At 71.4% G+C, this 22,395-nt stretch carries 20 protein-coding genes and 1 pseudogene; 16 read left to right on the plus strand and 5 right to left on the minus strand.

Features of this window, described 5'->3' with window-relative positions:
• Positions 1-61: 61 nt before the first annotated feature.
• The 10 genes from RI138_RS15150 to RI138_RS15195 all read left to right on the plus strand — a co-directional run bounded on the left by RI138_RS15150 (position 62) and on the right by RI138_RS15195 (position 10,084).
• Positions 62-1,477: a cytochrome P450 family protein gene (locus tag RI138_RS15150; protein WP_311120358.1), complete on the plus strand. Its 1,416-nt coding sequence runs from the start codon at positions 62-64 to the stop codon at positions 1,475-1,477.
• A 281-nt stretch (positions 1,478-1,758) separates the two neighbouring features.
• Positions 1,759-2,889 carry a cytochrome P450 gene (locus RI138_RS15155; protein ID WP_311122900.1) on the plus strand — a complete coding sequence of 377 codons (1,131 nt, stop codon included), beginning with the start codon at positions 1,759-1,761 and terminating at the stop codon, positions 2,887-2,889.
• Positions 2,886-3,731: an enoyl-CoA hydratase/isomerase family protein gene (locus RI138_RS15160; RefSeq protein WP_311120359.1), complete on the plus strand. Its 846-nt coding sequence runs from the start codon at positions 2,886-2,888 to the stop codon at positions 3,729-3,731. Before RI138_RS15155 ends, RI138_RS15160 begins: the two co-directional genes overlap by 4 nt.
• Positions 3,732-3,762: 31 nt before the next feature.
• Entirely contained in the window at positions 3,763-4,764 is a 1,002-nt protein-coding gene (locus RI138_RS15165; protein WP_311120360.1) for a TerC family protein, read from the plus strand.
• 61 nt (positions 4,765-4,825) lie between these two features.
• Positions 4,826-5,026: a hypothetical protein gene (locus tag RI138_RS15170; RefSeq protein ID WP_096626489.1), complete on the plus strand. Its 201-nt coding sequence runs from the start codon at positions 4,826-4,828 to the stop codon at positions 5,024-5,026.
• A gap of 251 nt (positions 5,027-5,277) precedes the next feature.
• Positions 5,278-6,081 (plus strand): VOC family protein, encoded by an 804-nt coding sequence (locus tag RI138_RS15175; protein WP_311120361.1) that lies wholly within the window; start codon positions 5,278-5,280, stop codon positions 6,079-6,081.
• A gap of 190 nt (positions 6,082-6,271) precedes the next feature.
• Positions 6,272-6,667, plus strand: a complete 396-nt coding sequence (locus tag RI138_RS15180) for a TOBE domain-containing protein (protein ID WP_103509654.1) — start codon at positions 6,272-6,274, stop codon at positions 6,665-6,667.
• A gap of 79 nt (positions 6,668-6,746) precedes the next feature.
• Positions 6,747-7,565 carry a molybdate ABC transporter substrate-binding protein gene (gene modA / locus RI138_RS15185; protein WP_311120362.1) on the plus strand — a complete coding sequence of 273 codons (819 nt, stop codon included), beginning with the start codon at positions 6,747-6,749 and terminating at the stop codon, positions 7,563-7,565.
• Between the two features lie 83 nt (positions 7,566-7,648).
• A complete protein-coding gene (locus RI138_RS15190; RefSeq protein ID WP_311120363.1) occupies positions 7,649-9,595 on the plus strand; it encodes an ABC transporter permease in 1,947 nt (648 codons plus the stop codon).
• A gap of 123 nt (positions 9,596-9,718) precedes the next feature.
• Positions 9,719-10,084, plus strand: coding sequence for a PH domain-containing protein (locus RI138_RS15195; RefSeq protein ID WP_096626497.1), 366 nt, complete (start codon positions 9,719-9,721; stop codon positions 10,082-10,084).
• A 17-nt stretch (positions 10,085-10,101) separates the two neighbouring features.
• Here RI138_RS15195 and RI138_RS15200 read toward each other — a convergent pair whose 3' ends face one another.
• A complete protein-coding gene (locus tag RI138_RS15200) occupies positions 10,102-10,872 on the minus strand; it encodes a peptidoglycan recognition protein family protein (RefSeq protein WP_311120364.1) in 771 nt (256 codons plus the stop codon).
• A gap of 172 nt (positions 10,873-11,044) precedes the next feature.
• On the opposite strand from RI138_RS15200, the gene RI138_RS15205 reads away from it, so the two are divergent.
• Both RI138_RS15205 and RI138_RS15210 read left to right on the plus strand, forming a co-directional pair.
• Positions 11,045-12,580 (plus strand): APC family permease, encoded by a 1,536-nt coding sequence (locus RI138_RS15205; protein WP_311120365.1) that lies wholly within the window; start codon positions 11,045-11,047, stop codon positions 12,578-12,580.
• A gap of 1 nt (position 12,581) precedes the next feature.
• Positions 12,582-13,007 carry a universal stress protein gene (locus RI138_RS15210; RefSeq protein WP_311120366.1) on the plus strand — a complete coding sequence of 142 codons (426 nt, stop codon included), beginning with the start codon at positions 12,582-12,584 and terminating at the stop codon, positions 13,005-13,007.
• 49 nt (positions 13,008-13,056) lie between these two features.
• Here RI138_RS15210 and RI138_RS15215 read toward each other — a convergent pair whose 3' ends face one another.
• Positions 13,057-14,283, minus strand: coding sequence for a cation:proton antiporter (locus tag RI138_RS15215; protein ID WP_311120367.1), 1,227 nt, complete (start codon positions 14,281-14,283; stop codon positions 13,057-13,059).
• A gap of 259 nt (positions 14,284-14,542) precedes the next feature.
• Here RI138_RS15215 and RI138_RS15220 point away from each other — a divergent pair, with 259 nt between their 5' ends.
• Together RI138_RS15220 and RI138_RS15225 are read left to right on the plus strand one after the other, a co-directional pair.
• Positions 14,543-16,810, plus strand: coding sequence for an MMPL family transporter (locus tag RI138_RS15220; RefSeq protein ID WP_311120368.1), 2,268 nt, complete (start codon positions 14,543-14,545; stop codon positions 16,808-16,810).
• Between the two features lie 50 nt (positions 16,811-16,860).
• Positions 16,861-17,946, plus strand: coding sequence for an acyltransferase family protein (locus RI138_RS15225; protein ID WP_311120369.1), 1,086 nt, complete (start codon positions 16,861-16,863; stop codon positions 17,944-17,946).
• Positions 17,947-18,148: 202 nt separating this feature from the next.
• Here RI138_RS15225 and RI138_RS15230 read toward each other — a convergent pair whose 3' ends face one another.
• From RI138_RS15230 to RI138_RS15240, 3 genes are all read right to left on the minus strand, one after another.
• Entirely contained in the window at positions 18,149-19,735 is a 1,587-nt protein-coding gene (locus tag RI138_RS15230) for a DEAD/DEAH box helicase (protein ID WP_311120370.1), read from the minus strand.
• A 201-nt stretch (positions 19,736-19,936) separates the two neighbouring features.
• Positions 19,937-20,140 (minus strand): cold-shock protein, encoded by a 204-nt coding sequence (locus RI138_RS15235; RefSeq protein WP_015609674.1) that lies wholly within the window; start codon positions 20,138-20,140, stop codon positions 19,937-19,939.
• 303 nt (positions 20,141-20,443) lie between these two features.
• On the minus strand, positions 20,444-20,797 hold the full coding sequence (locus RI138_RS15240) for a MerR family transcriptional regulator (RefSeq protein ID WP_311120371.1): 354 nt from the start codon (positions 20,795-20,797) through the stop codon (positions 20,444-20,446).
• A 414-nt stretch (positions 20,798-21,211) separates the two neighbouring features.
• On the opposite strand from RI138_RS15240, the pseudogene RI138_RS15245 reads away from it, so the two are divergent.
• Positions 21,212-21,768, plus strand: a pseudogene (locus RI138_RS15245) (hypothetical protein).
• A gap of 10 nt (positions 21,769-21,778) precedes the next feature.
• Positions 21,779-22,366, plus strand: coding sequence for a uroporphyrinogen-III synthase (locus RI138_RS15250; protein WP_096626515.1), 588 nt, complete (start codon positions 21,779-21,781; stop codon positions 22,364-22,366).
• Positions 22,367-22,395 lie beyond the last annotated feature (29 nt).

Below are 22,395 nucleotides of genomic sequence, written 5' to 3' on the forward strand. Positions count from 1 at the left end.
CCACAGACGTATACCGACGCCGGGGCCGACCGGGCCCCGCGATCACACCGAGGAAGCCGACATGGACCCGTCGCCGGGAGCCACCCCGTACAGCCCGCCCGCCGGGTGCCCCGCGCACCAGCAGCAGACGTCGCTGTACGGACCGGAGTTCGCCGCCGATCCGCACCGCGTCTACGACACCTTCCGGACGCACGGCCCCGCCGCCCCGATCGAGCTGGCCCCCGGAGTGGACGCCACGCTGATCGTGCAGCACGAGGCGGCGCTGCGGGTGCTCCAGAACCCGGCGCTGTTCGCCCGGGACTCGCGGCGCTGGGCGGCGCTGCGCGAGGGCGCCGTACCGATGGACAGCCCGGTGCTGCCGATGATGGTGTACCGGCCCAACTGCCTGTTCACCGACGGCGCGGAGCACCTGCGGCTGCGCAAGGCGGTCACCGAGTCGCTGTCCCGGCTCAACAGCAGCAGGCTCAGCCGGGACGTCGAGCGGATCGCCGACTACCTGATCGACCAGTTCATCGAGCGCGGCACCGCCGATCTGCTCAACGAGTACGCCAAGCTCCTGCCGCTGCTGCTGTTCAACCAGCTCTTCGGCTGCCCCGGCGACATCGGCGACCGGTTGACCCGCTCGATGTCGGCCATCTTCGACGGCGAGGACGTGCTGCGCGCCAACGCCGAGCTGACGGAGTGCCTGATGGAGCTGGTCGCGATCAAGCGCCGCCAGCCCGGCGAGGACATCACGTCCTGGCTGATCCAGCACCCGGCGGGGCTGCGGGACGAGGAGCTGAAGGACCAGCTGGTGATGCTGATGGGCGCGGGCGTCGAGCCGGAGCGCAATCTGATCGGCAACGCACTGCTGCTGATGCTCGCCGGGGAGCAGCCGGGCGCGCCCGAGCGGCGCGGTTCGGGGATGCTCGTCGAGGACGCGCTGGACGACGTGCTGTGGAACAACCCGCCGATCGCCAACTACGCGACGCACTACCCGGTGCGGGACATCGAGCTGGACGGGGTGACGCTGAAGGCGGAGACTCCGGTGCTGATCAGCTTCGCCGCCGCGAACAGCGACCCGTCCCTCACCGACGCCCGCCAGACCCTGAGCAAAGGGGCCCACCTGGCCTGGGGCGCGGGCCCGCACGTGTGCCCGGCCAAGTCGCCCGCGACGCTGATCGCGCTGACCGCGATCGAGAAGATCCTCAACACCGTCCCGGATCTCTCCCTCGCCGTCCCGGCCTCCGGGGTCGCCTGGCGGCCGGGCCCCTTCCACCGCGCCCTGGTCGCGCTGCCCGTACGGTTCACCCCGACGGCCGCCCGGCGCGCGGCGGCCGGGGTGCAGCCGCCGGCCCCGGCGCAGACCTCGGCGCAGCTGCCCGATCCGTACCGGACCGCGGCGCCGGCCTCCGCTCCGACGCACCGTCACGCTGCGGAGCCGGCCAAGAAGACCAAGGGTTGGTGGAGTTCGTTCCTCGACGTGTTCCGCGTCTGACCGACGTATGGCTCACAGGCCGACAATTCACTGGTGAAGACGGGCATTTGCGAACGATTGCATGTGACGGGGGCAACAGGGATCGACGCTTGGCGCAGATATCCGGAGGGGTAGGTTCAGGGCGGTAACCACGGGCCTAGGTCAAGGAACTCTGCGTGAGTATCACAGGCGGTAAAGACAGGACCCCCGACGGCCGACGCGCGGTGGTCGGCCTGCTCCGCAGACTCAACTCCCCGGAAGGGCAGGCCGAGCCCTACGGAATACTCGCGGAGCTACGGACGATGGGTGACGTCGTCCGAGCTCCGTGGGACGGGTACTTCGTCACCGGATTCGACACCTGCGCCAAGGTCCTGCGCGGCCGCGGCTGGCTGACCCCCGACTTCGCCTGGCAGGAGCGGCAGGAGGACAGCGAGCGCTGGGAGGCCGTCGCCACCCGGGAGATGACCGGCACGCTCTCCCGGCTCAACGCGCCCGAGCACACCTGCCAGCGACGCAGCCTCGGCAACCTCTTCGACCGCTCGACCATCGAACGCCTCACCCCCGACGTCGAGGGCCACGCCGACCGGCTGCTGGACGAGCTGGCCGACAAACTCCGCTGGGGTGAGGCCGACTTCGTCTCCACGGTCAGCGAGCAGCTGCCGATCAGCACGGTCGGCTCCTGGCTCGGCATACCGCCCGAGGACTATCCGCGGATCCTGGAGATGACGCACAACCAGGTGTACGCACAGGAGTTACTGCCGACCAAGTCGCAGCTCGCGGTCTCCGCCGGGGCGACCGTACAGCTGCGCGCCTACTTCAACGGCCTGATCGCCCGCCGCCGGGCCGAGCCGCGCAACGACGTGCTGACCGGCTGGATCCACACCTGGGACGCGATGGAACCGGACCGGGAGCGGGCGGACGAGATCCTCTACCGCCTCACCATGTTCGTCACGATCGCCTCGCTGGAGACCACCGCCACCCTGCTCTCCGCGATGACCTCGCTGCTGCTGGCCGAGCCCGGCCGCTGGGAGTGGCTGCGGGAGCACCCGGAGCACATCGACGCGGCCGTCGACGAGGTGCTGCGCTACGACCCGCCCATCCACATCAACACCCGGATCGCCGCCGAGGACACCGTCCTGGCCGGGGTCCCGATCAAGAAGGACAGTATGGTGCACGTCCTGTACGGAGCCGCCAACCACGATCCGCGGCGCAATCCGGACCCTGGCTCCTTCGACATCCTGCGCGGCGGCAGCCACCTCACCTTCGGCGGCGGGGTGCACTACTGCCTGGGCGCCGCACTGGCCAAGCTGGAGGCCCGGACGCTGCTGACGCGCATGCTGGACCGATTCCCCACGCTGCACACCACGTCCCCCGCGGTGTACGCCACCCGCATGGTCTTCCGCCGGGTCACCTCGCTGGGTGTGGCGCTGTGAAGCTCTCGCTGCCCGACTTCCTGAGCTCCTCCTCGCCCGCTCCCCGGCCCTCCACACCGGACGAGCCTCCCGCGACGGTACGCACCCGGCGCGAGGGGGCCGTTCTGCACGTGGAGCTGCACGCGCCGGAGACCGGCAACGCGGTGACCGAGGCGATGCTCGACGAGCTGCTGGACCTCTACACCGCCCCGGACCCCGAGGTGCGGGTCGTGGTGCTCAGCGGCGCCGGGGACGACTTCTGTCTGGGCGGCGACCGTACGGAGTTCGCCCGGTGGCTGGAGGAGGACCCCGCCGGCCGGGGCATCCGGGTCTCCGGGGAGAAGGCCCGCCGGGTCTGCGAGGCGATCTCCGGCAATCGGGCGGTGACCATCGCCCGGGTCCAGGGCAAGGCCGTCGGCGCGGGCTTCGCGCTCGCCCTCGCCTGCGACCTGCGGGTCGGCGCGGACACCGCCTCCTTCCGGCTGCCGGAACTGGCGCTCGGGCTGCCGACCGCCTGGGGCGGGCTGCTGCCCCGGCTGATCCACGAGGTCGGCGCGGCCCGGGTCCGCGAACTGATCCTCACCGGGCGTTCCTTCGACGCCACCGAGGCGCACGGGCTCTCCGTCCTCCAGCGCGTGGTGGCCGAAGCGGAGCTGGACGAGGCGGTCGCCGCCTGGGCGAAACCGGTGGTCCGCCGCCCGGAGGCCGCCCTGCGGGTGACCAAGGCGCTGCTCAACTCCTACGCCGCCGCCACCCGGCTGGCCGACCCCTCGTTCCTCGACGCTGAGCTGATGGCCTCGGTCGCGGCCGTGAATTCGCGCTCTCCGGCGCGCAGCAGCGGCCTTGGCGGGGCACACTCTTAAGAACCCAACGGGCGAAGGGGAGGTCTCCGGCGTGGATGTACCGGTGTGGCTCTGGATCGTGTTCGCGGTAACCGTGGTCGTCTCGCTGGCGGTCGACCTGCTGGCGCATCGCAAGGCGCATGTCATCGGCTTCAAGGAGGCCGGGCTGTGGAGCGCGCTGTGGGTCGGCCTCGCGCTGGTCTTCGGCGGGGTCGTCTTCCTGACCCTCGGGACGACGGCGGGCACGGAATACACCACCGCCTGGCTGCTGGAGAAGAGCCTCTCGGTCGACAACCTCTTCGTCTTCGCACTGATCTTCGCCTATTTCAAGGTGCCCCGGGAGTATCAGCACCGGGTGCTGTTCTTCGGCGTCATCGGCGCTCTCGTCTTCCGGGCGATCTTCCTGACAGCCGGTGTCGCGGTGGTGAACCGCTTCACGTTCGTGCTGTTCCTCTTCGCCCTGGTCCTTTTCTACAGCAGCTATAAGATCCTCAGCGGCCAGGAGGAGAATTTCGACCCGGGGAAGAGCTTCGCGGTACGGATGCTGCGGAAGATCATGCCGGTGCAGGACGAATACGCCGGCACGCACTTCGTCGTGCACAAGGAGGGGCGGCGGATCGGCACCCCGCTGCTCGCGGTGGTCGCCGCGATCGAGGCGGCCGACCTCATCTTCGCCGTCGACAGCGTCCCGGCCGTGCTCGCGGTCAGCGACGACCTCTTCATCGTCTACACCAGCAACGCCTTCGCGATCCTGGGGCTGCGGGCCCTGTTCTTCCTGCTGGCCGGACTGCTGGACCGGTTCCACTACCTGAGCCACGGGCTGGCGATCATTCTCGCCTTCATCGGGGTCAAGCTCATTCTCCAGGCCTGCCACAAGATGATCAGCACCTCCATTCCGGAGATCCCCTCGCCGGTGAGCCTGGCGGTGATCGTCGTCATTCTGGCGGTATCGGTGACCCTGAGCATCCGCCGCCCCCCGAGGCCCCCGGGCGAGCTGGGCGGTGCGGCCGGAACAGGCGGCACGGACGCCGGTACCGCCAATACCGACAAGTAAAGCAGCGGCAAAGCAGAGGAAAAGCCTTTCCAAAGCCCCTGGCCGGGCCTATCGTGAGGAAATGGCCAGAAAAGAGCGTGAGACCCGGCAGCGGGCCGCTTTCATGTGCCCGACCTGCAAGGAACCCGTCCCGTCCGAGATCCACCGCCACAAGACCCTGGGGATCTTCGTCCCGGTCTGGCGTCCGGGCCCCTGCCAGAACCCCGACTGCCCGGACTACGCCCCCGAGGAGCGGCAGCACCGGCACCGGTCGCGCCACTGATGTCCCGACGCGCGGCCTCACCCTCGGCTGACCAAGGGCTGTCCCGCAGTCCCTGAAGGATCAGCGCGCGGCGTCAGATGCGGTGCATTGCAAGGCGGAGGGACGTCCGCATACTGGATGTATGCGGGCGTTCCGACAACGCGGCAAGGTGCCGTAGCTGTCGTCGCGCGCCCGACAGGGACTGCGGGACGGCCCTTGGCGTTGGCCGTGCGGGTGGGGCCGACGACAGGGACGCAGGGAAGGACCGTGCCATGGCTGTACAACCGGAAGGCACCCCGTGCTGGGCGGACGCGATGTTCGCCGACACCGAGAGGGCCAAGAGCTTCTACGCGGATGTGCTCGGCTGGACGTTCGGTGAGGCCGCGCCGGAGTTCGGCGACTACACGCAGGCGTTCGCGGACGGCAAGGCGGCCGCCGCCGTCTCCCCGCCCATGCCGGGCGAGGAGGAAAGCCCTTCGGCGTGGTGTCTCTACCTCGCGTCCCCGGACGCCGCCGCGACCGCGGGCAAGGTCCGCGACAACGGCGGCGAGGTGCTGGTGGAGCCGATGCAGGTCGGCGACTTCGGCACGATGGCGCTGGCCCGCGACCCGGGCGGCGCCGCCTTCGGCATCTGGCAGGCGAACAGCCACGAGGGGTTCGAGACGGAGATGGGCGCCCCCGGCGGGTACTGCTGGGGCGAGGTCTTCACCCGTGACCCGAAGGCCGTAGACGCCTTCTACCCGGCGGTCTTCCCCTACACGGCACGGAAGTTCGACGACGAGTCGATGGACTTCGCCATGTTCGACGTCCAGGGGCAGACGGTCCTCGGCCGGATGGCGATGGGCGACGACTTCCCACCCGACCTGCCCTCCTTCCTGATCGTGTACTTCTCCGTCCCGGACTGCGACGCGGCGGTGGCGAAGGCGACCGAGCACGGCGGAGTGCTGCGGTTCGGGCCGATGAACAGCCCGTTCGGCCGGTTCGCGGCGCTCAGCGATCCGCAGGGCGCCTCGTTCGCGGTGATCGACGTGACGACCACCGAGGGCGAGATGCCGGCGACGAGCCCGGTGACCTGACCGGGACTGTCACCCGCCGACGGGAACGACCGGCACCGACGGGCCGCGACCGGAGAGAACGGCGCGGTCCGTCGACGTGCCCGGCAACGCCCGCCCCTCCCCGTACCTTCCTCCGAGATCCATCGCATCTGCGATGGACCATCGTCCAGAGAATGGCAAATACCAGCCTGATTGGCCTAGCGTGCTGCACATGCAGTCCTACACAATCGGCCAGGCAGCACGACTTCTCGGGGTCAGTCCCGACACCGCCCGCCGCTGGGCGGACGCCGGACGGGTCGCGACCCATCGCGACGAGGCCGGGCGCCGTCTGATCGACGGCCGCGCGCTGGCCGCCTTCTCGATCGAGGTCGGCCAGGGTGCGGGCGGCGAGGACGAGGCCCCCTACACCTCCGCCCGCAACGCGTTCCCGGGCATCGTCACCGCGGTGAAGCTCGGCGATGTGGCGGCCCAGGTCGAGATCCAGGCCGGTCCGCACCGGCTCGTCTCTCTCCTGACCAGGGAGGCGGTGGAGGAGCTGGGCCTTGAGGTCGGCATGCGGGCGACCGCCCGCGTGAAGTCGACCAGCGTGCACATCGACCGCACCTGAGGCCAACGGGACCGACCGGCCGACGGCCCGCCGCTGCCCCCGTTCCGCACCGCCTACGCATCCAAGGAGCCTCAGCCTCGTGTCCCTCCTGCTCACCCGCCACCGCGCGGCCGCCGCCGCCCTGGCCACCGCGCTCCTCGTCCCGCTCGCCGCCTGCGGCAACGACGGTTCCGCAGGCGGCGAGGACAGCGGCAGCGGCGCGAAGCCGTCCGGCTCCGCCTCGGGCGCCCCGGCCGCCGGCCTGACCGTGCTGGCCGCCGCCTCGCTCACCGACGCCTTCGAGGAGGCGGGGGCGGCGTACGAGAAGGAGAACCCGGGCACGGGGGTCACGTTCTCCTTCGCGGGCTCCCAGGAGCTGGCCGCGCAGGTGAGGCAGGGCGCCCCCGCCGACGTCCTGGTCACCGCCGACACCAGGACGATGGACGGTCTCTCCGGCGAGACCGGCACCCCGACCGTCATCGCCGGGAACCGCCTCGTCATCGCCGTCGGTGAGGGCAACCCGGAGAAGGTCGAGAGCCTCAAGGACCTCTCCGACCCCCGGCTGAAGGTCGTCCTGGCCGCCCCCGAGGTGCCGGTGGGCCGCTACGGCAAGCAGATCCTCGACGCGCAACGGATCAAGGTGAAGCCGGTCTCCCAGGAACCCAGCGTCCGCGCGGTCCTCAGCAAGGTCGAGCTGGGCGAGGCGGACGCGGGGCTCGTCTACAGGACGGACGCCGCGACCGCCGCCGGCAAGGTCGACGCGATCGACATCCCGGACGCCGAGAACGCCGTCACCTCCTACCCGGCCGCCATGCTGAAGGCGTCCGAGCACAGCGAGGCCGCCGCCGCGTTCGTCGCCTGGCTCACCACGCCCGCCGCGCAGAAGATCCTCCGGAGCGCGGGCTTCCAGCAGCCCTGACCGCACCCCGCACGCCCCGGCAGGCCCGTTCCGTCCGACGGGCCCGCCGGGTACCGCACTCCCGCCGCCCGACGAGGTCACTCATGAAACGACCGGCACCGCGCCCTACGCCCGGGGGCCGCGCCCCGCTCCTGCTGACGGTGCCCGCGCTGCTGGCCGTGGCGTTCCTGATGCTGCCGCTCGTCGGCATCCTGGCCCGTACCTCCTGGGGCGAGCTCGGGGCGCACCTCACCGCCGAGCCGACCACCCGGGCGCTGCGGCTCTCCCTGCTGGTCTCGCTCTGGTCGCTCGGGCTCTCGCTGCTGTTCGGGGTGCCGCTGGCCTGGCTGCTGGCCCGGGTGCCGTTCCCCGGCAAGGCGTTCGTCCGCTCGCTGGTGCTGCTGCCGATGGTGCTGCCGCCCACGGTCGGCGGGGTGGCCCTGCTGCTGGCCTTCGGCCGGCGCGGGCTGCTCGGGCCGTGGCTGGAGGACACCTTCGGCATCACGCTCCCCTTCCACACCTCGGGGGCCGTGCTGGCGGCGACGTTCGTCGCGATGCCGTTCCTGGTCATCTCGCTGGAGGGCGCGCTCGGCGGACTGCGCCCCCGGTACGAGGAGACCGCCGCGTCCCTCGGCGCCCCGCCGGTACGGGTGTTCCTCACCGTGACGCTGCCGATGGTCGCCCCCGGGCTCATCGCCGGAGCCGCCCTGACCTGGGCGCGGGCGCTCGGCGAGTTCGGCGCGACCATCACCTTCGCCGGGAACCTCCCGGGCACCACGCAGACCCTGCCGCTCCAGGTGTACCTGCTGCTCCAGGACTCCCCGGAGGCCGCCACCTCGGTGTCGCTGCTGCTCCTGGCCATCGCGATGATCGTGCTGATCGCCCTGCGCGGCCGCTGGACCGGCACCCCTGGCGACCACCGCGAGCGGACGGCCCGCCCGGAGGAGCCGGCGAGCACCACACCGGACGTCCTGCCCGAACCACCCCCGTACGTACGGGAGAAGGCCCCCCGGGAACGCTGGTCCCTGCACGCGGACGTCACCGGCTTCACCCGCCTCGCCCTGGACGCGGACCCCGGCACCACCATCGCGGTCGTCGGCCCCAACGGCGCGGGCAAGACCACCCTCCTGCGGGCCCTCCTCGGCCTCACGCCCCGCGCCCACGCCCGACTGCGCCTGGGCGACAGCGATGTGTCGGAACTCCCCCCGCACCGCCGGGGCGTCGCCTGGGTCCCCCAGGACGGGGCCCTCTTCCCGCACCTGAGCGCCCTGTCCAACACGGCGTACGGACTCCGCGCCCACGGCGTGCCCCGCGCGGAGGCCCGGCGCGAGGCCCAGGGCTGGCTGGACCGGCTCGGGGTGGGCCACCTCGCCCAGCACAGACCCGCGCAGCTCTCCGGCGGCCAGGCCCAGCGGGTCGCCCTGGCCCGCGCGCTGGCCGCCCGCCCGCGCCTCCTGCTGCTGGACGAACCGCTCGCCGCCCTCGACCAGAGCACCCGGGCCCGGGTGCGGCACACCCTGCGCGGGCACCTCGCGGAGTTCGGCGGGGTCTGTCTGATCGTCACGCACGACCCGGTCGAGGCGGTCTCGCTGGCCGACCGGGTCCTGGTCCTGGAGGACGGCAGGGTCCTCCAGGACGAGCCGCCCGCCGAGGTCACCCGGCACCCGCGCTCACCGTGGGTGGCCCGGATGCTGGGCCGCAACGCCTGGCCGGGGACCGCCACCGCCGACGGCCTCGCCCTGGAGGGCGGCGGGCACCTCGTGGTCGCCGAGCCCCTCCCCGCGAGCACGGACGCCCTCGCGGTCATCGCCCCGGAAGCCGTCTCCGTACACCGGGAGCGGCCCACCGGCAGCCCGCGCAACGTCTGGCCGGGCACGGTCCGCGAGATCACCTCGGGCGGCAGCAGACTGCGGCTGCTGATCACCTCGGCCGAGGCCCCGGACCTGGTCGCGGAGATCACCCCGCAGGCCGCGGCCGAACTGGGCATCGCCGAGGGGACGCCCGTCTGGACGAGCGTGAAGGCGACGGAGGTGACGGCCGTCCCCCTGTAGCGGCGGCGCGGCGGCCGGGAACCTTCGCCCCCGTCGGCACGTACTTCCTACGACGGCCGAGAGGCGCGAGGAGATGCTTCGGTACGACGGCCGGAAGACGCACAGACGCACCACGGGGGACCCATGGCACTGTTCGGCAACGCCCACACGATCAATCCGGCCACCGCCCAGCAGGACTACGCCCGGCTGCTCGGCCAGGGCGAGCAGGTGCACGCCGCGTTCCTGCTGATCCGCGACACGATCCTGTTCACGGACCGGCGGCTGATCCTCGTCGACAAGCAGGGCATCACCGGCAAGAAGGTGGAGTACCACTCCGTCCCGTATCGCAGCATCACCCACTTCGCCGTGGAGACGGCCGGGACGTTCGACCTCGACGCCGAGCTGAAGATCTGGATCTCGGGCAGCGCCACCCCGCTCCAGAAGACCTTCACCAAGGGCGTCGACATCTACGAGGTGCAGGCGATACTGACGCAGTTCGTCGCCCGGTAGCCACCCCGGCGCGGCGCTCAGAAGTACGGCCGCAGCCGGGCCGCCTCAGAGTGGCCCGGCACGGAGGCGCGCAGCTTCGCCGTGCGCTCCCGCAGCTGGGGCAGCAGCCCGTACAGCGCCTCGCCGGGGCAGCGGGTCTCATAGCTGTCACGGTGGCCGGAGATGACGTGCAGCCGGGCCACCTGGCCCTCGTCGAAGCGGCTCTCGTCGTTCGTCGAGACCAGCTCGACCGTGCCCAGCGGGTCCGCCCCGGGCCGCAGCTTCCAGGCGGCGAGCCGCACCAGCGCGTCCATCATGGGCTTAGGCACCTCGGCGCCCTCGCCGAAGTTGCCGATCGCCGCGACGCCGACGGTGTCGGTGTTGAACCCCTTGGTGTGGGCCCCGAGCACCGCCCGGGCGACCCCGCCGCCCCGGCCCTCGTAGATCGTGCCGCAGCGGTCGACGAGGAAGTTGTAGCCGATGTCGTCCCAGCCGTCCTGCTCGATGTGGCCGCTCTGGACGGCCCGGATCAGTTCGGGAGTGTCCGCGCAGTCGTAGTGGTTGGGGTTGCCGGTGTGGTGCACGAACAGCGCCTTCGCCGCACCGGTGTAGTGCGGCCCCTCCTTCACCAGCTCCTCGTCCGCGTGCCACTCCCGGCGGCTGACGACGGCGGGCTGCGGGAGCCCGCGCGGCGGCCGGGGCCCGGTGGCCAGCTCCGTCCGGGGCGCGTGGACCGCCGGGCCGTCCCCGAACACCAGGAGGGCCAGGGGCAGGACCAGGACGCCCAGGACGAGTCGGCGGGACCACATGGTCTCCACCCTGCGCCCCGCCCTCCGGCTTCGCAGAGGAGCGGGCCGATCGGGTGACCCCCGTCCAGCGGGGGCGTTTCATCCGGAATGCGCACCGGGGCGGGCGTTCTTACGATGAGGTCCGGATCATCCGCCGCACCCTGCGGGGGCAGCCCGGCCGGATCGAGGAACCATGGCCCACGACCGTATGCAGGACGAACCCGCGGTCGGCCTGAAGCCGAACGCCATCGGGTTCGTCGACGCCCTCGTCATCGGCCTCAACTCGACCTCCCCGGCCTATTCGCTGGCCGCCGTGATCGGCCCGATCGTGGCCCTGGCGGGGATCTACGCCCCGGGCGTCATGTTCGCCTCGTTCGTGCCGATGCTGCTGATCGCCTCGGCGTTCTACTACCTGAACAAGGTCGACCAGGACTGCGGCACGACGTTCTCCTGGGTGACCCGGGCGATGGGCCCGTGGGCGGGCTGGCTCGGCGGCTGGGCGATCACCATGACCGGTGTGCTGGTGGTCGGTTCGCTGGCCGATGTGGCGGTGAGCTTCACCCTGCTGGCTGTCGGCCTGGACGGCTGGGTCGACAACGCCTTCGTCCGCCAGCTGCTGACCGTGCTGCTGATCATCGTGATGACCGGGCTCTGTGTGATCGGCACCGAGCTGTCGGCCAAGGTGCAGAACGCGCTGATCCTTCTTCAGGTCGCGTTCCTGCTGGTCTTCGTCGTGGTGGCGCTGTACCGGGTGTACGCGGGTACCACCGGCTTCGACTCGATCGAACCGTCCCTGAGCTGGCTGCACCCGTTCGGCGCCGGTGGCGCCGCGCTGACCGGCGGGCTGCTGCTCGGGGTGTTCATCTACTGGGGCTGGGAGTCCGCGGTCAACCTCACCGAGGAGACGGAGAACTCGGCGAGCGCCCCGGGCAAGGCGGGCCTGTGGTCCACCGTGGTGCTCCTGGTGACCTATCTGTCGGTCGCCATCGCGGTCGTCGCCTTCGCGGGCACGGCGTTCCTGGCGGAGAACGCGGGCGAGGAGGAGTTCATCTTCGCCCAGCTCGCCGGGGACGTCCTGGGCGGCTGGGACTGGATCCTGCTGCTCGCGGTGGCCACCTCGGCGATCGCCTCGACGCAGACGACGATCATCCCGGCGTCCCGGACCGCGCTGTCGATGGCCCGGCGTCAGGCACTGCCGGAGCACTTCGGGCACATCAGCCCCCGGTTCCGTACCCCGGACGTCAGTACGTGGTGGGTCGCCGCGATCGCGATCGCCTGGTACCTGGTGGTGAACCGGATCAGCACCGAAGCACTGTTCGACTCCCTCACCGCCCTGTCCCTGCTCATCGCCTTCTACTACGCGCTCACCGGGGTGGCCTGCGCGGTCTACTACCGGCGTCACCTCACCGAGAGCGTGCACAACTTCGTCCTCATCGGCCTCGGCCCCGTGGTCGGCGCCGGGCTGCTGACCTGGCTGCTGGTGCGCTCGGTGATGGACATGTCCGACCCGGCCAACTCCTACAGCGGCACGTCCTGGTTCGGGCTCGGCCCGCCGCTCGTCATCGGCATCGGGATCTCCGTGGTCGGCGTGGTCCTCATGGTGGTCTGGCGGCTGCGCGACGCGGTGTTCTGGCAGGAGCGGCCCTCGGTCCCCGACCCGGACCTGGTGCACGCCACGGTCACCAGGTCCGGTGAGCCCGCCGGCTCCGGTGACGGTAAGGGGCTTTGAGATGTCGGTTGTGCTCGGTTACGACGAATCCCCCGGCGCCGCCCGCGCCCTGCGCATCGCGATCGAGGTGGCGGCGGCGTACGGGGAGGAACTGATCCTCGTGTACGGGGCGGCCGCCCCGGGCCTGCGCGACGGGGCCGAATACCGCAGCCACTACGACGCGATCCGGCAGGCCGGGCGCACCGGACTGGAGCACGCCCTGACGGCGGCCGAGGCGGCGGGCGTACCGGCGCGTGTGGAGGTGCTGGACGAGAGCCCGGCCCAGGCGCTCCTGGACGCCGCCCAGCGGCACGGGGCCCGGGTCATCGTGGTCGGCACCTGGGGCGAGAGCCCCATGCGCGGCGCGCTCCTCGGCTCGACCCCGCACAAGCTGCTGCACATGTCTCCCGTCCCGGTGCTGTGCGTCCCGACGGAGGACGCGCCCTGAGTGCCGGAGGAGGGCGCGCGCTCCCGAGGGCCGCCGAGGGCGCGGGACCTCACCACGCCTCGCCGCTCTCCGCCGCGCGGGTCGGCGCCTCCGGCCCCGCACCGCCCTCCTCCCTCCGCAGCAGCCGGAACGCCAGCAGGGGGAACGTCAGCACCGACACCAGTGCCGCGGCGACCAGAGCGGCGGCCTCGCCCGTACCGATCACCTTGTCGTCCAGGCCGATGGCGGTGATCGCGACGACCAGCGGCAGACAGGTGGAGGAGAACAGCGCGAGCGCGGAGCGGGGGGCCCGCCCGGTCAGGTCGCGCGGGGCCAGGAGGTACGCCGGTACGCCCCGCACCAGCAGGAACAGCAGCAGGAAGACCGGCACGAGCAGCAGCGGGCGGCCGCCGTCCAGGAGCGCCGCGAGGTCGAAGTCGATGCCTGTGACGACGTAGAAGAACGGGACCAGGAACCCGAACCCGATGGCCTCGATCCGCCCCAGGACCTCGCCGCTGCTCTCGGGCGCCGACCCCTGGAGGACCAGCCGGGTCAGCATCCCGGCGGCGAACGCGCCGAGCAGGGTGTCCAGGCCGAAGACATGGGCCAGGCCCAGCATCCCGGCGAGCAGCAGCATCACGAAGCGGACGGCGAACTGGCCGCTGCTGTGCAGGGTCATGGCGATGATCCGGGCGAACCACGGGGGCCGGGGCCGCATCGCCCAGAAAACCGCGCCCACCGTGATGGCGGCGAACCCCGCCAGGACCATGCTCGCCGCCCCCGGACTCCGCCCGCTGAACAGCAGGGCCATCGCCACGATCGGCCCGAACTCGCCGACCGCCCCGAACGCCATCACCACCGACCCGAACCTCCCCTCCAGCCGCCCCGAGTCCCGCAGGATCGGCAGGACCGCCCCCAGGGCCGTGCTGGTGAGCGCGGTGCCGATCACCAGGCTCTTGGCCAGGTCCGCGCCGCTGAGGAGCAGGGCGACCCCGAGCCCGGCGGCGAAGGAGAGAACCCAGGCCCCACCGCCCCGGCGCAGGGTGGCGCCACGGACCTCGGCGAACCGGATCTCGTACCCCGCGAGGAAGATCAGCATCGAGAGGCCGAGGTCGGACAGGGCGTCGATGACCTGGTCGTGATGGGCCCAGCCGAGCACATCCGGCCCGACCAGGATGCCGAGCACGATCTCGAAGATGACGACGGGGACGGACAGCCACCGCCCGGTCGCATAGCCGAGCAGCGGGGCGAGAACCGCCAGGGCCATGATCAGGACGAGGGTCCCGGGGTGCTCCATCGCTCGTGTATAGCAAGGGATGCGCCGTAATCACCCGCATTGACACCGAAAGTGCACTGCTGAGACGTCGCTTAGTCCGGGCAGTACGTGTCCCGCGCCGGGCGCGGCGGGGCGAACGCCGTATCGCCGTACAGGGCCCTGCGGACCGCACCCGTCACCCGTTTCCCCGCACCGGGGTGCCGCTCGGCGGCCGGAGCCGTTGAATGCGAAGTCCGGGGCGCTCGGGTATCGGGCATCGGGGTGGAGGCAGGAGAGCGGCATGCCGTCGACGCAGGTCCGTACGGGCCGGGGCACCGCCCCGCGCCGCCGGGGGGCACTGCGCCGCACCGGCGAGTGGTGCGCCCGGCACTTCCTGACCGTCCTCGTGCTGTGGGTGGCCGCGCTCGCCGGGCTCCAGGTCCTCCAGCACGCGTACGGCGGCGACTACTCCGACGACTTCTCGCTCCCCGGCACCCAGTCCCAGGACGGCCTCGACGTCCTGGAGGCCCACGCGCCGCAGGCGGGCGGCTACAGCGCCCAAGTGGTGCTGCACGACGCCGGCACGACGCTCACCTCGGTCTCCGACCAGGTCTCCACGGCCGTCGCCGACCTGGAGAAGCTGCCCGACGTGCTCTCCGCGCAGAACCCGCTGCCGCCGTCCGGCTCCACCCCGCCCACGCCGCCCGACCCGAACACCGGGCCGCTCTCCACCGACCGGAAGACCGCGTACATCACCATCCGCTTCAGCGTGCAGCCCTCCACCCTCGACCCGTCCTACCTCGACGGGGTCGACGCGGCGGTGCAGCCGCTGCGCTCGGCCGGGGTGGAGGTGGAGTACGGCGGTTCGCTCGGGGAGCTGGCCCGCCCCGAGCCCGACGACCGCACCAGCGAGGCGATCGGCTTCGGGGTGGCGATCGTGGTCCTGCTGATCGGCTTCGGCAGTCTGCTGGCCGCCGTGCTGCCGCTGGTCACCGCCCTGGTCTGCGCCTTGGGCGGGCTCGCCCTGCTCGGGCTGCTGGCCGCCGCGGCGACCTTCGCGACGGTCTCCCCGACGCTCGCCACGATGATCGGCATCGGCGTCGGCATCGACTACGCGCTCTTCCTGGTCACCCGGCACCGGCAGAACCTGATCGACGGCCAGGACCCGGTGACGGCTGCCGGGAACGCGGCCGCCACCAGCGGCCACGCGGTGCTGCTCTCCGGCTGCACGGTGATCATCGCGCTGTCGGGGCTGTGGGTCTCCGGGATCGGGTTCATCGGCAAGCTGGGCCTGGCCGCGGCGGTCACCGTCGTCACCGCGGTGATCGGCGCCCTCACGCTCGTACCGGCGGCCCTCGGTCTGATCGGCCGCCGGATCGACCGGGTGCACCTACGGAAACCGGTGGCCGAGACCGTACCGGCGACGGCGAACACGGAGGTCGGCGGCTGGCACCGGTACGCGCAGCGGGTCGAGCGACGGCCGTGGTGGTTCCTGGCGGGCGGGGTGGTGGTGCTGGCCGTCCTGTCCTTCCCCCTCTTCTTCATCCAGCTCGGCCACATCGGCGACGGCGCCGACCCGAAGTCGTTCACGGACCGGCGCGCCTTCGACCTGATGTCGGACGCGTTCGGCCCCGGCTCCAACGGCCCGCTGACCCTCGTCATCGACCAGAGCGACGTGCCGTCGGCCGACCGCTCGTCCCTCGCCGACCAGGCGCAGAAGGCGCTGGCCAACGTCCCGGACGCGGCGGTGATCACCCCGCTCGCCGCCACGTCGGACGGCGACGTGCTGACCGCCACCGCCTACTCGGTGGCCGCCCCGCAGGACGGGCGGACGACCTCCCTGGTGAACCGGCTCACCGACGACGTCCTGCCGCAGGCCGTCTCCGGCACCGACGCGAGCACGTACGTCACGGGCACGACCGCCGCCCAGGTCGACTTCCTGGACATCGTCTCCAGCCGCCTGCCCCTGATCATCGCGGTCGTCGTGGCCCTGGCGTTCCTGGTGATCCTGGCGGTCTTCCGGGGCCTGCTCGTCGCGCTGAAGGCCGCCGTGCTGAACGTCCTGTCGATCGCCGCCTCGTACGGGGTCGTGGTGGCCGTCTTCCAGTGGGGCTGGGGCGGTCCGGCGCTGGGAGTGTCGGGGAAGGTGCCGATCGAGAGCTATGTCCCGATGATGATGTTCGCGATCGTCTTCGGGCTGAGCATGGACTACGAGATCTTCCTGCTCTCCCGCATCCACGAGGCCTGGCTGCGCACCGGCGACGCGCGGGCGAGCGTCGCGCACGCACTGGAGATCACCGCCCGGGTCATCACCTGCGCCGCCCTGATCATGGTGAGCGTCTTCGCCGCGTTCGTGATCAGCGACAACATCGTGGTGAAGATGCTGGGCCTGGGGCTGGCCGCCAGCGTGCTCATCGACGCCACCGTCGTACGGCTGCTGCTGGTCCCGGCGGTGATGACCCTGCTGGGCCGGTCCGCCTGGTGGATTCCGGGCCCGCTGGACCGGTTCCTGCCGCACCTGGACGCCGAGGGGAGCGCGGAGCCCCACCTCACCACCGAAAGAAAGTGAGACAGAGCACAGCGGCCGGAGGGAACGCTTCCACCGCCTAGGGTGTCAGGATGCCTTCCCCCGTCGTCTGGAAGCTGCCGCGCCCCACCGCCGCCGCCTCGCCCGGGACCGGCGCGCCCGCCGCCGATGGCCGGGACCATTTCTTCGACAACGCGAAGTACCTGGCGATCGTGCTGGTGGCGATCGGGCACGCCTGGGAGCCGCTGCCACCCGGCCGTCTAGTGGAGGCGGCGTACACCTTCGTCTACACCTTCCACATGCCGGTGTTCATCCTGATCGCGGGCTACCTCTCACGGAACTTCGAGCTGCGGCCGGACCGGGTGTGGAAGCTGGTCACCAGCCTGCTGGTGCCCTACCTCGTGTTCGAGGTGCTGTACACGCTCTTCCACCGGGCGTTGCGCGACCCGGATTTCTCCCTGTCGCTGCTCTCGCCGTACTGGCTGCTGTGGTTCCTGCCCGCCCTGTTCTTCTGGCGGCTGTCCACGCCGATCTGGCAGGCCGTACGCTTCCCGGTGCTGGTCTCCCTCGGCATCGCCGCCCTGGCGACGGTGTCACCGGCCGCCGACGGGTCCCTGCCGGTCCAGCGCACCTTGCAGTTCCTGCCGTTCTACGTGCTGGGCCTGCGGCTGGGCCCGCAGCACTTCGCGCTCGTCCGCCGCACCTGGGTGCGCGTGGTCTCGGTGCCCGTGTTCGCCATCGGGATGCTGGTGGCGTACTGGCTGGTGCCCCGGACCTCCACCTCGTGGTTCTTCCGCAAGAACAGCGCCCAGGAGATGGACACCGCCCAGTGGACGGGCCCTGCGGCCACGCTCCTGCTGTTCGCGGCCGCCATCGTGCTGGGCGCCTGCTTCCTGTCCTGGGTGCCCCGGGGCCGCACCTGGATGACCGCGCTGGGCACCTGCACGCTGTACGGGTACCTGCTGCACGGCTTCGTCGTCCGCGGACTGTTCTACGGGGGCTTCTACGACCGGCAGGTCTTCGACACCACCACGGGCACGGTCGCCGTCACCGTGGGCGCGGCCGTCATGGTGACCCTGTTGTGCACTCCCCCCGTACGGCGCCTCCTGCGCCCGCTGCTGGAGCCCCGCATGACCTGGGCCAGACAGCGCACCCCCGCCCGGCCGGCCAAGGACTGAACAACGGGTCGACGGCTCCGCACGGACGCCGCCACCGTCACCCCGAGCAGCGTCAGCGTCCTCTTCATGGTGCGGATTCCCGTGCGGGCCGAAACCCGCGAGGCGCACCGACGCCCGGGCCCGGCGCCTTGTTACAGACGGTCACCTGACCGAGTGCCCCGGGGCACCGAGTGCCCCGGGAAGGCGCCGGTCCGTACGGGTCTCACGCGGCGCGGTTGCTCCGGCGCTGCGCGGCGGCCGCACGGGCCTCGCGCGTCGGCAGGTCCGGGCGACGGCTCCGGGCCGGAGCCCCGCCGCCGCGCTTGGTGCCCCGGCCCATGAACGCACCGCCACCGCGGCTGCCGCGCTCCTTGGGCGGGGCGGTGATGACGACCGGGACGCCCGAGGGCGCCTGCGCACCGGTGATCCGGCTCAGCTCGGCCTCGCCGGAGCGGACCTGGGCGATCTGCGGGGTGATCCCGGCGTCTGCCATCAGCCGGCTCATCTCGCGGCGCTGGTTGGGCAGGACGAGCGTGACGACGCTGCCGGACTCCCCGGCGCGGGCGGTGCGGCCGCCGCGGTGCAGGTAGTCCTTGTGGTCGCTCGGCGGGTCGACGTTGACGACGAGGTCCAGGTTGTCGACGTGGATGCCGCGCGCCGCGACGTTCGTGGCGACGAGGACCGTGACGTGCCCGGTCTTGAACCGCTCCAGGGTGCGGGTGCGCTGCGGCTGCGACTTGCCGCCGTGCAGCGCCGCCGCCCGGACCCCGCTCTGCAGCAGGTGGTCGGTGAGCTTGTCCACCGCGTGCTTGGTGTCCAGGAACATGATCACACTGCCGTCGCGGGCCGCGATCTCCGTCGTGGTGGCGTACTTGTCGGAGCCCTGGACGTACAGGACGTGGTGCTCCATCGTCGTCACCGCACCGGCGGCCGGGTCGACGGAGTGCACGACCGGGTCGTTCAGGTAACGCCGCACCAGCAGGTCGACGTTGCGGTCCAGGGTGGCCGAGAACAGCATCCGCTGCCCGTCCGGGTTCACCTGGTCGAGCAGCTCGGTGACCTGCGGCATGAAGCCCATGTCGGCCATCTGGTCGGCCTCGTCGAGGACGGTGATGGTGACGCGGTCCAGCTTGCAGTCGCCGCGCTCGATGAGGTCCTTGAGACGGCCCGGGGTGGCGACGACGACTTCGGCGCCGCCGCGCAGCGCACTGGCCTGGCGGCCGATGGACATCCCGCCGACGACGGTGGCGATGCGGAGCTTGAGCGATCGGGCGTACGGGGTGAGCGCGTCGGTGACCTGCTGGGCCAGCTCCCGGGTGGGGACGAGGACCAGGGCGAGCGGGCGCTTGGCGTCGGCGCGGCGGCCCGCGGTGCGGGCCAGCAGGGCGAGCCCGAAGGCCAGCGTCTTGCCCGAGCCGGTGCGGCCGCGGCCCAGGACGTCCCGGCCGGCCAGCGAGTTGGGCAGGGTGGCCGCCTGGATCGGGAAGGGCACGGTCATGCCCTCGGCGACGAGCGCCGCCTTCAGCGGAGCGGGCATCTCCAGCTCACCGAAGGTCTCGGCGGCGGGGAGGGCCGGGGTGACGGTCACGGGCAGAGCGAACTCGCCCTTCACCCCGGACGCGGAGCGGCGGCCGTAGCCACCGGACCGGCCGGAGCCGCCCGATCCGCCGGAGCCGCCGGAGCCGCCGGACCGCCTGGGTCCGCCGCCGAAGCCCGCGGCCCGGCGCTCACCGCCGGAGTGCCGGGGGGCGCCGCCGGAGCGGGTGCGGGAGAAGCGGTCGTTCGAGCGGGGCGTACGTTCGCGATTCATGCAGAACCTTTCCTCGATGAGGCACGTGGGGCACGTATCGAGGGATTCTCAGAATCGCAAGAACGAGCCGGTGAATGACAGATGAAATGACAAAAGAAAAACGAATGGGCCGCCCCCGGGGATCAGCACCCCGGAAACGACAACGAGCTGGGGCCCGCACCCCAAGGTGCGGGCCCCAGCTGCGCAGTACGACCTGAGTGATCAGGCGGGGGTGATGTTCTCGGCCTGCGGGCCCTTCTGGCCCTGCGTGACGTCGAAGTTCACCTTCTGGCCCTCCTGCAGCTCACGGAAGCCGCTGGCGGCGATGTTGCTGTAGTGGGCGAAGACGTCGGCGCCGCCGCCGTCCTGCTCGATGAAGCCGAAGCCCTTTTCCGCGTTGAACCACTTCACGGTGCCAGTAGCCATGTCATATCTCCTTAGGGGCAGAGCCCGCGGGCCCACACTGTGCGGGCCCCACGTCGCCGCGATGATTACCCCATCCGGAAAGAACACCGGAAATACAAAAGTGCACCCGCCGACATCCGACCGGCAAGAGCACTTGAAGTCTTTGGGAACCACAACTGCAACTGAGATCAACAGTAGCACGATGGAGCCCGAAGAGCCCGTGCCTAATATCACCGCGTCGGTCGGAACAGAAAAGACTCACGGCTCATTACGCGAAATTCTGTGCCCGCGAAAACAGATATTCTCGGGGTGGGACGGGGTCCGTCAGCGCTGCCCCGCCGGACCGCCGCCGGCCGGGGCGGACCGGCCGCGCAGCTCCTCGTTGAGGCGCAGCGCCTCTTCGAGCTGGTCCTCCAGGATGACGATGCGGCAGGCGGCCTCGATGGGCGTACCGGCGTCGACGAGCTCACGGGCGCGGGCGGCGATGCGCAACTGGTAGCGGGAGTAACGGCGGTGGCCGCCCTCGGACCGCAGCGGGGTGATCAGCCGGGCCTCGCCGACCGCCCGGAGGAACCCCGGCGTCGCACCGATCATCTCCGCGGCTCGCCCCATCGTGTAGGCGGGGAAGTCGTCGTCATCGAGACGGTCGGCGGCGTGCGAGGGGGTTTCCGGGGGCAATCTGCACCTCTCCTGTCACGCGGCACCGGAGGAGCCGGGCGCCGTACGCCTGCGGGGTACCCCTCTGCTGCGTACCGCTGTGTCACGTGACTGCACAAGAAATCCTAATGGCCCGGGAAGGTCATGTCTATCGCGACCGGAACAGGTTTGAGCCACCGGAGCGGGCACGGCGGACCTGCCGCGGAGGGTCGCTGACCGACTGGTCAGTTGTCGTCGGGAGGACCGCGGGGCCATAATGCACGCGTAGCCCTTCACGCATCCCCCGTCGTGAAGGGCTACACCCCTGTCCGGAGCCCCTTCCGGCGGGCGCGACGGCCTTCACGGGCAAGGGACTCCCCTCGTGGTCCCCTGCCCGTGTTTTTTCGAGTTAACAGTGACGTAGAGTGTTTACGCAAGCTCAGTTCCGACTCCGAGGTGCTCAGGAGGCCCGGATAGCCATGGACGACGGCGACGAACGCGGTCCGGAGCCTGCCGACCCCACCGCCCCGGACGAGCTGCCCCGCCTCGGCTCCCTGCGGGAAAAGGTCGAGTACATGGTCGAGAAGACCTTCCCCGGCCAGAAGATCTCGGGCCGGGTCTTCGCCGAGCTGGTCCGCGACCGCGGCGGTTCGCTGTCGCACAGCTACTTCTCCAACATCCTCGCGGGCAAGGTCACCCAGCCCTCCGAGGACATCCTCAAGGCCCTCGGACTGGGCTTCGGCGTGGACTGGCGCTTCTTCAAGGAGGAGTCCGAGGTCGTCGACGACGTCGTCGCCGGGCTCCAGTTCCTGGCCAAGCGCCGGACCGGGGAGATCAGCGGAGTGGCCGGGCGGGGGCTGAACGAGGACGGACTCCCGCCGGAACTGCTCCAGTTCGCCCTGTCCCTGCTGGAGGACGCGGCCCGCGAGAGGGAGGGAACCGGGGGTCCGGCCGGGGAGGACGGCGGAAGAGATTCCGCCGCGACCCGCCGCTCCGCGGGCCCGGCAGCGTAGCGTCTTCGCCATGTCCCTGCGGAAGCTGCGGAAAGAGTGCGAGGCCGGGCTCGCCGACCTGCCCATCCCGGTTCCCTTCTCGCTGGACGGGCTCGTCGCGAACATGGAGCAGGCGAGCGGGCGCACCATCCGGCTGCACGAGATGCCCGACCGCCTCGCCCGCGCCAACGCCGCCTGCGGACTGCGCCTGAAGGCGGGCGGCACCAGCCTCGTCCTCTACCGCCGCAGGCCGACGGCGTACCAGACCCAGCACGTCATCCTGCACGAGCTGTGCCACGAGTGGTTCGACCACGGCACGACGCTGGACGCCGAGCAACTGCGGGCGCTCCTCCCGGTCTTCGACACCTCACTGATCGCCCGGATGATCTCTCCCGCCGCCGCCGAGGCCTTCGCCTCCGGCGGCGGGACCGTCCAGGCCCGTGCGCAGTACGACACCCACGACGAACGCATGGCCGAATTCGGCGCCTCACTGATCCCCCGGATGGCGCGGGGCCTCACCACCGATGACATGGTGGGGCGGCTGGACAACTCCCTGTCCCGCCCGGTGGCCCACCGGCGGCGCGGGTTCTTCGGCCGAAGACGACCCGACGACGCCTGACACGTGCCACCAGCCCCCATCGCGGGCCC

This window comes from Streptomyces durocortorensis, assembly GCF_031760065.1.
GTDB lineage: Bacteria > Actinomycetota > Actinomycetes > Streptomycetales > Streptomycetaceae > Streptomyces.

What these genes read in the sequence shown, in the direction of transcription:
- RI138_RS15150 (WP_311120358.1), top strand. Translation starts at nt 62, where the DNA reads ATGGACCCGTCGCCGGGAGCCACCCCGTACAGCCCGCCCGCCGGGTGC.
- RI138_RS15155 (WP_311122900.1), top strand. Translation starts at nt 1,759, where the DNA reads ATGGGTGACGTCGTCCGAGCTCCGTGGGACGGGTACTTCGTCACCGGA.
- RI138_RS15170 (WP_096626489.1), top strand. Translation starts at nt 4,826, where the DNA reads ATGGCCAGAAAAGAGCGTGAGACCCGGCAGCGGGCCGCTTTCATGTGC.
- RI138_RS15175 (WP_311120361.1), top strand. Translation starts at nt 5,278, where the DNA reads ATGGCTGTACAACCGGAAGGCACCCCGTGCTGGGCGGACGCGATGTTC.
- RI138_RS15180 (WP_103509654.1), top strand. Translation starts at nt 6,272, where the DNA reads ATGCAGTCCTACACAATCGGCCAGGCAGCACGACTTCTCGGGGTCAGT.
- RI138_RS15190 (WP_311120363.1), top strand. Translation starts at nt 7,649, where the DNA reads ATGAAACGACCGGCACCGCGCCCTACGCCCGGGGGCCGCGCCCCGCTC.
- RI138_RS15195 (WP_096626497.1), top strand. Translation starts at nt 9,719, where the DNA reads ATGGCACTGTTCGGCAACGCCCACACGATCAATCCGGCCACCGCCCAG.
- RI138_RS15200 (WP_311120364.1), bottom strand. Translation starts at nt 10,872, where the DNA reads ATGTGGTCCCGCCGACTCGTCCTGGGCGTCCTGGTCCTGCCCCTGGCC.
- RI138_RS15205 (WP_311120365.1), top strand. Translation starts at nt 11,045, where the DNA reads ATGGCCCACGACCGTATGCAGGACGAACCCGCGGTCGGCCTGAAGCCG.
- RI138_RS15210 (WP_311120366.1), top strand. Translation starts at nt 12,582, where the DNA reads ATGTCGGTTGTGCTCGGTTACGACGAATCCCCCGGCGCCGCCCGCGCC.
- RI138_RS15215 (WP_311120367.1), bottom strand. Translation starts at nt 14,283, where the DNA reads ATGGAGCACCCCGGGACCCTCGTCCTGATCATGGCCCTGGCGGTTCTC.
- RI138_RS15220 (WP_311120368.1), top strand. Translation starts at nt 14,543, where the DNA reads ATGCCGTCGACGCAGGTCCGTACGGGCCGGGGCACCGCCCCGCGCCGC.
- RI138_RS15225 (WP_311120369.1), top strand. Translation starts at nt 16,861, where the DNA reads ATGCCTTCCCCCGTCGTCTGGAAGCTGCCGCGCCCCACCGCCGCCGCC.
- RI138_RS15230 (WP_311120370.1), bottom strand. Translation starts at nt 19,735, where the DNA reads ATGAATCGCGAACGTACGCCCCGCTCGAACGACCGCTTCTCCCGCACC.
- RI138_RS15235 (WP_015609674.1), bottom strand. Translation starts at nt 20,140, where the DNA reads ATGGCTACTGGCACCGTGAAGTGGTTCAACGCGGAAAAGGGCTTCGGC.
- RI138_RS15250 (WP_096626515.1), top strand. Translation starts at nt 21,779, where the DNA reads ATGTCCCTGCGGAAGCTGCGGAAAGAGTGCGAGGCCGGGCTCGCCGAC.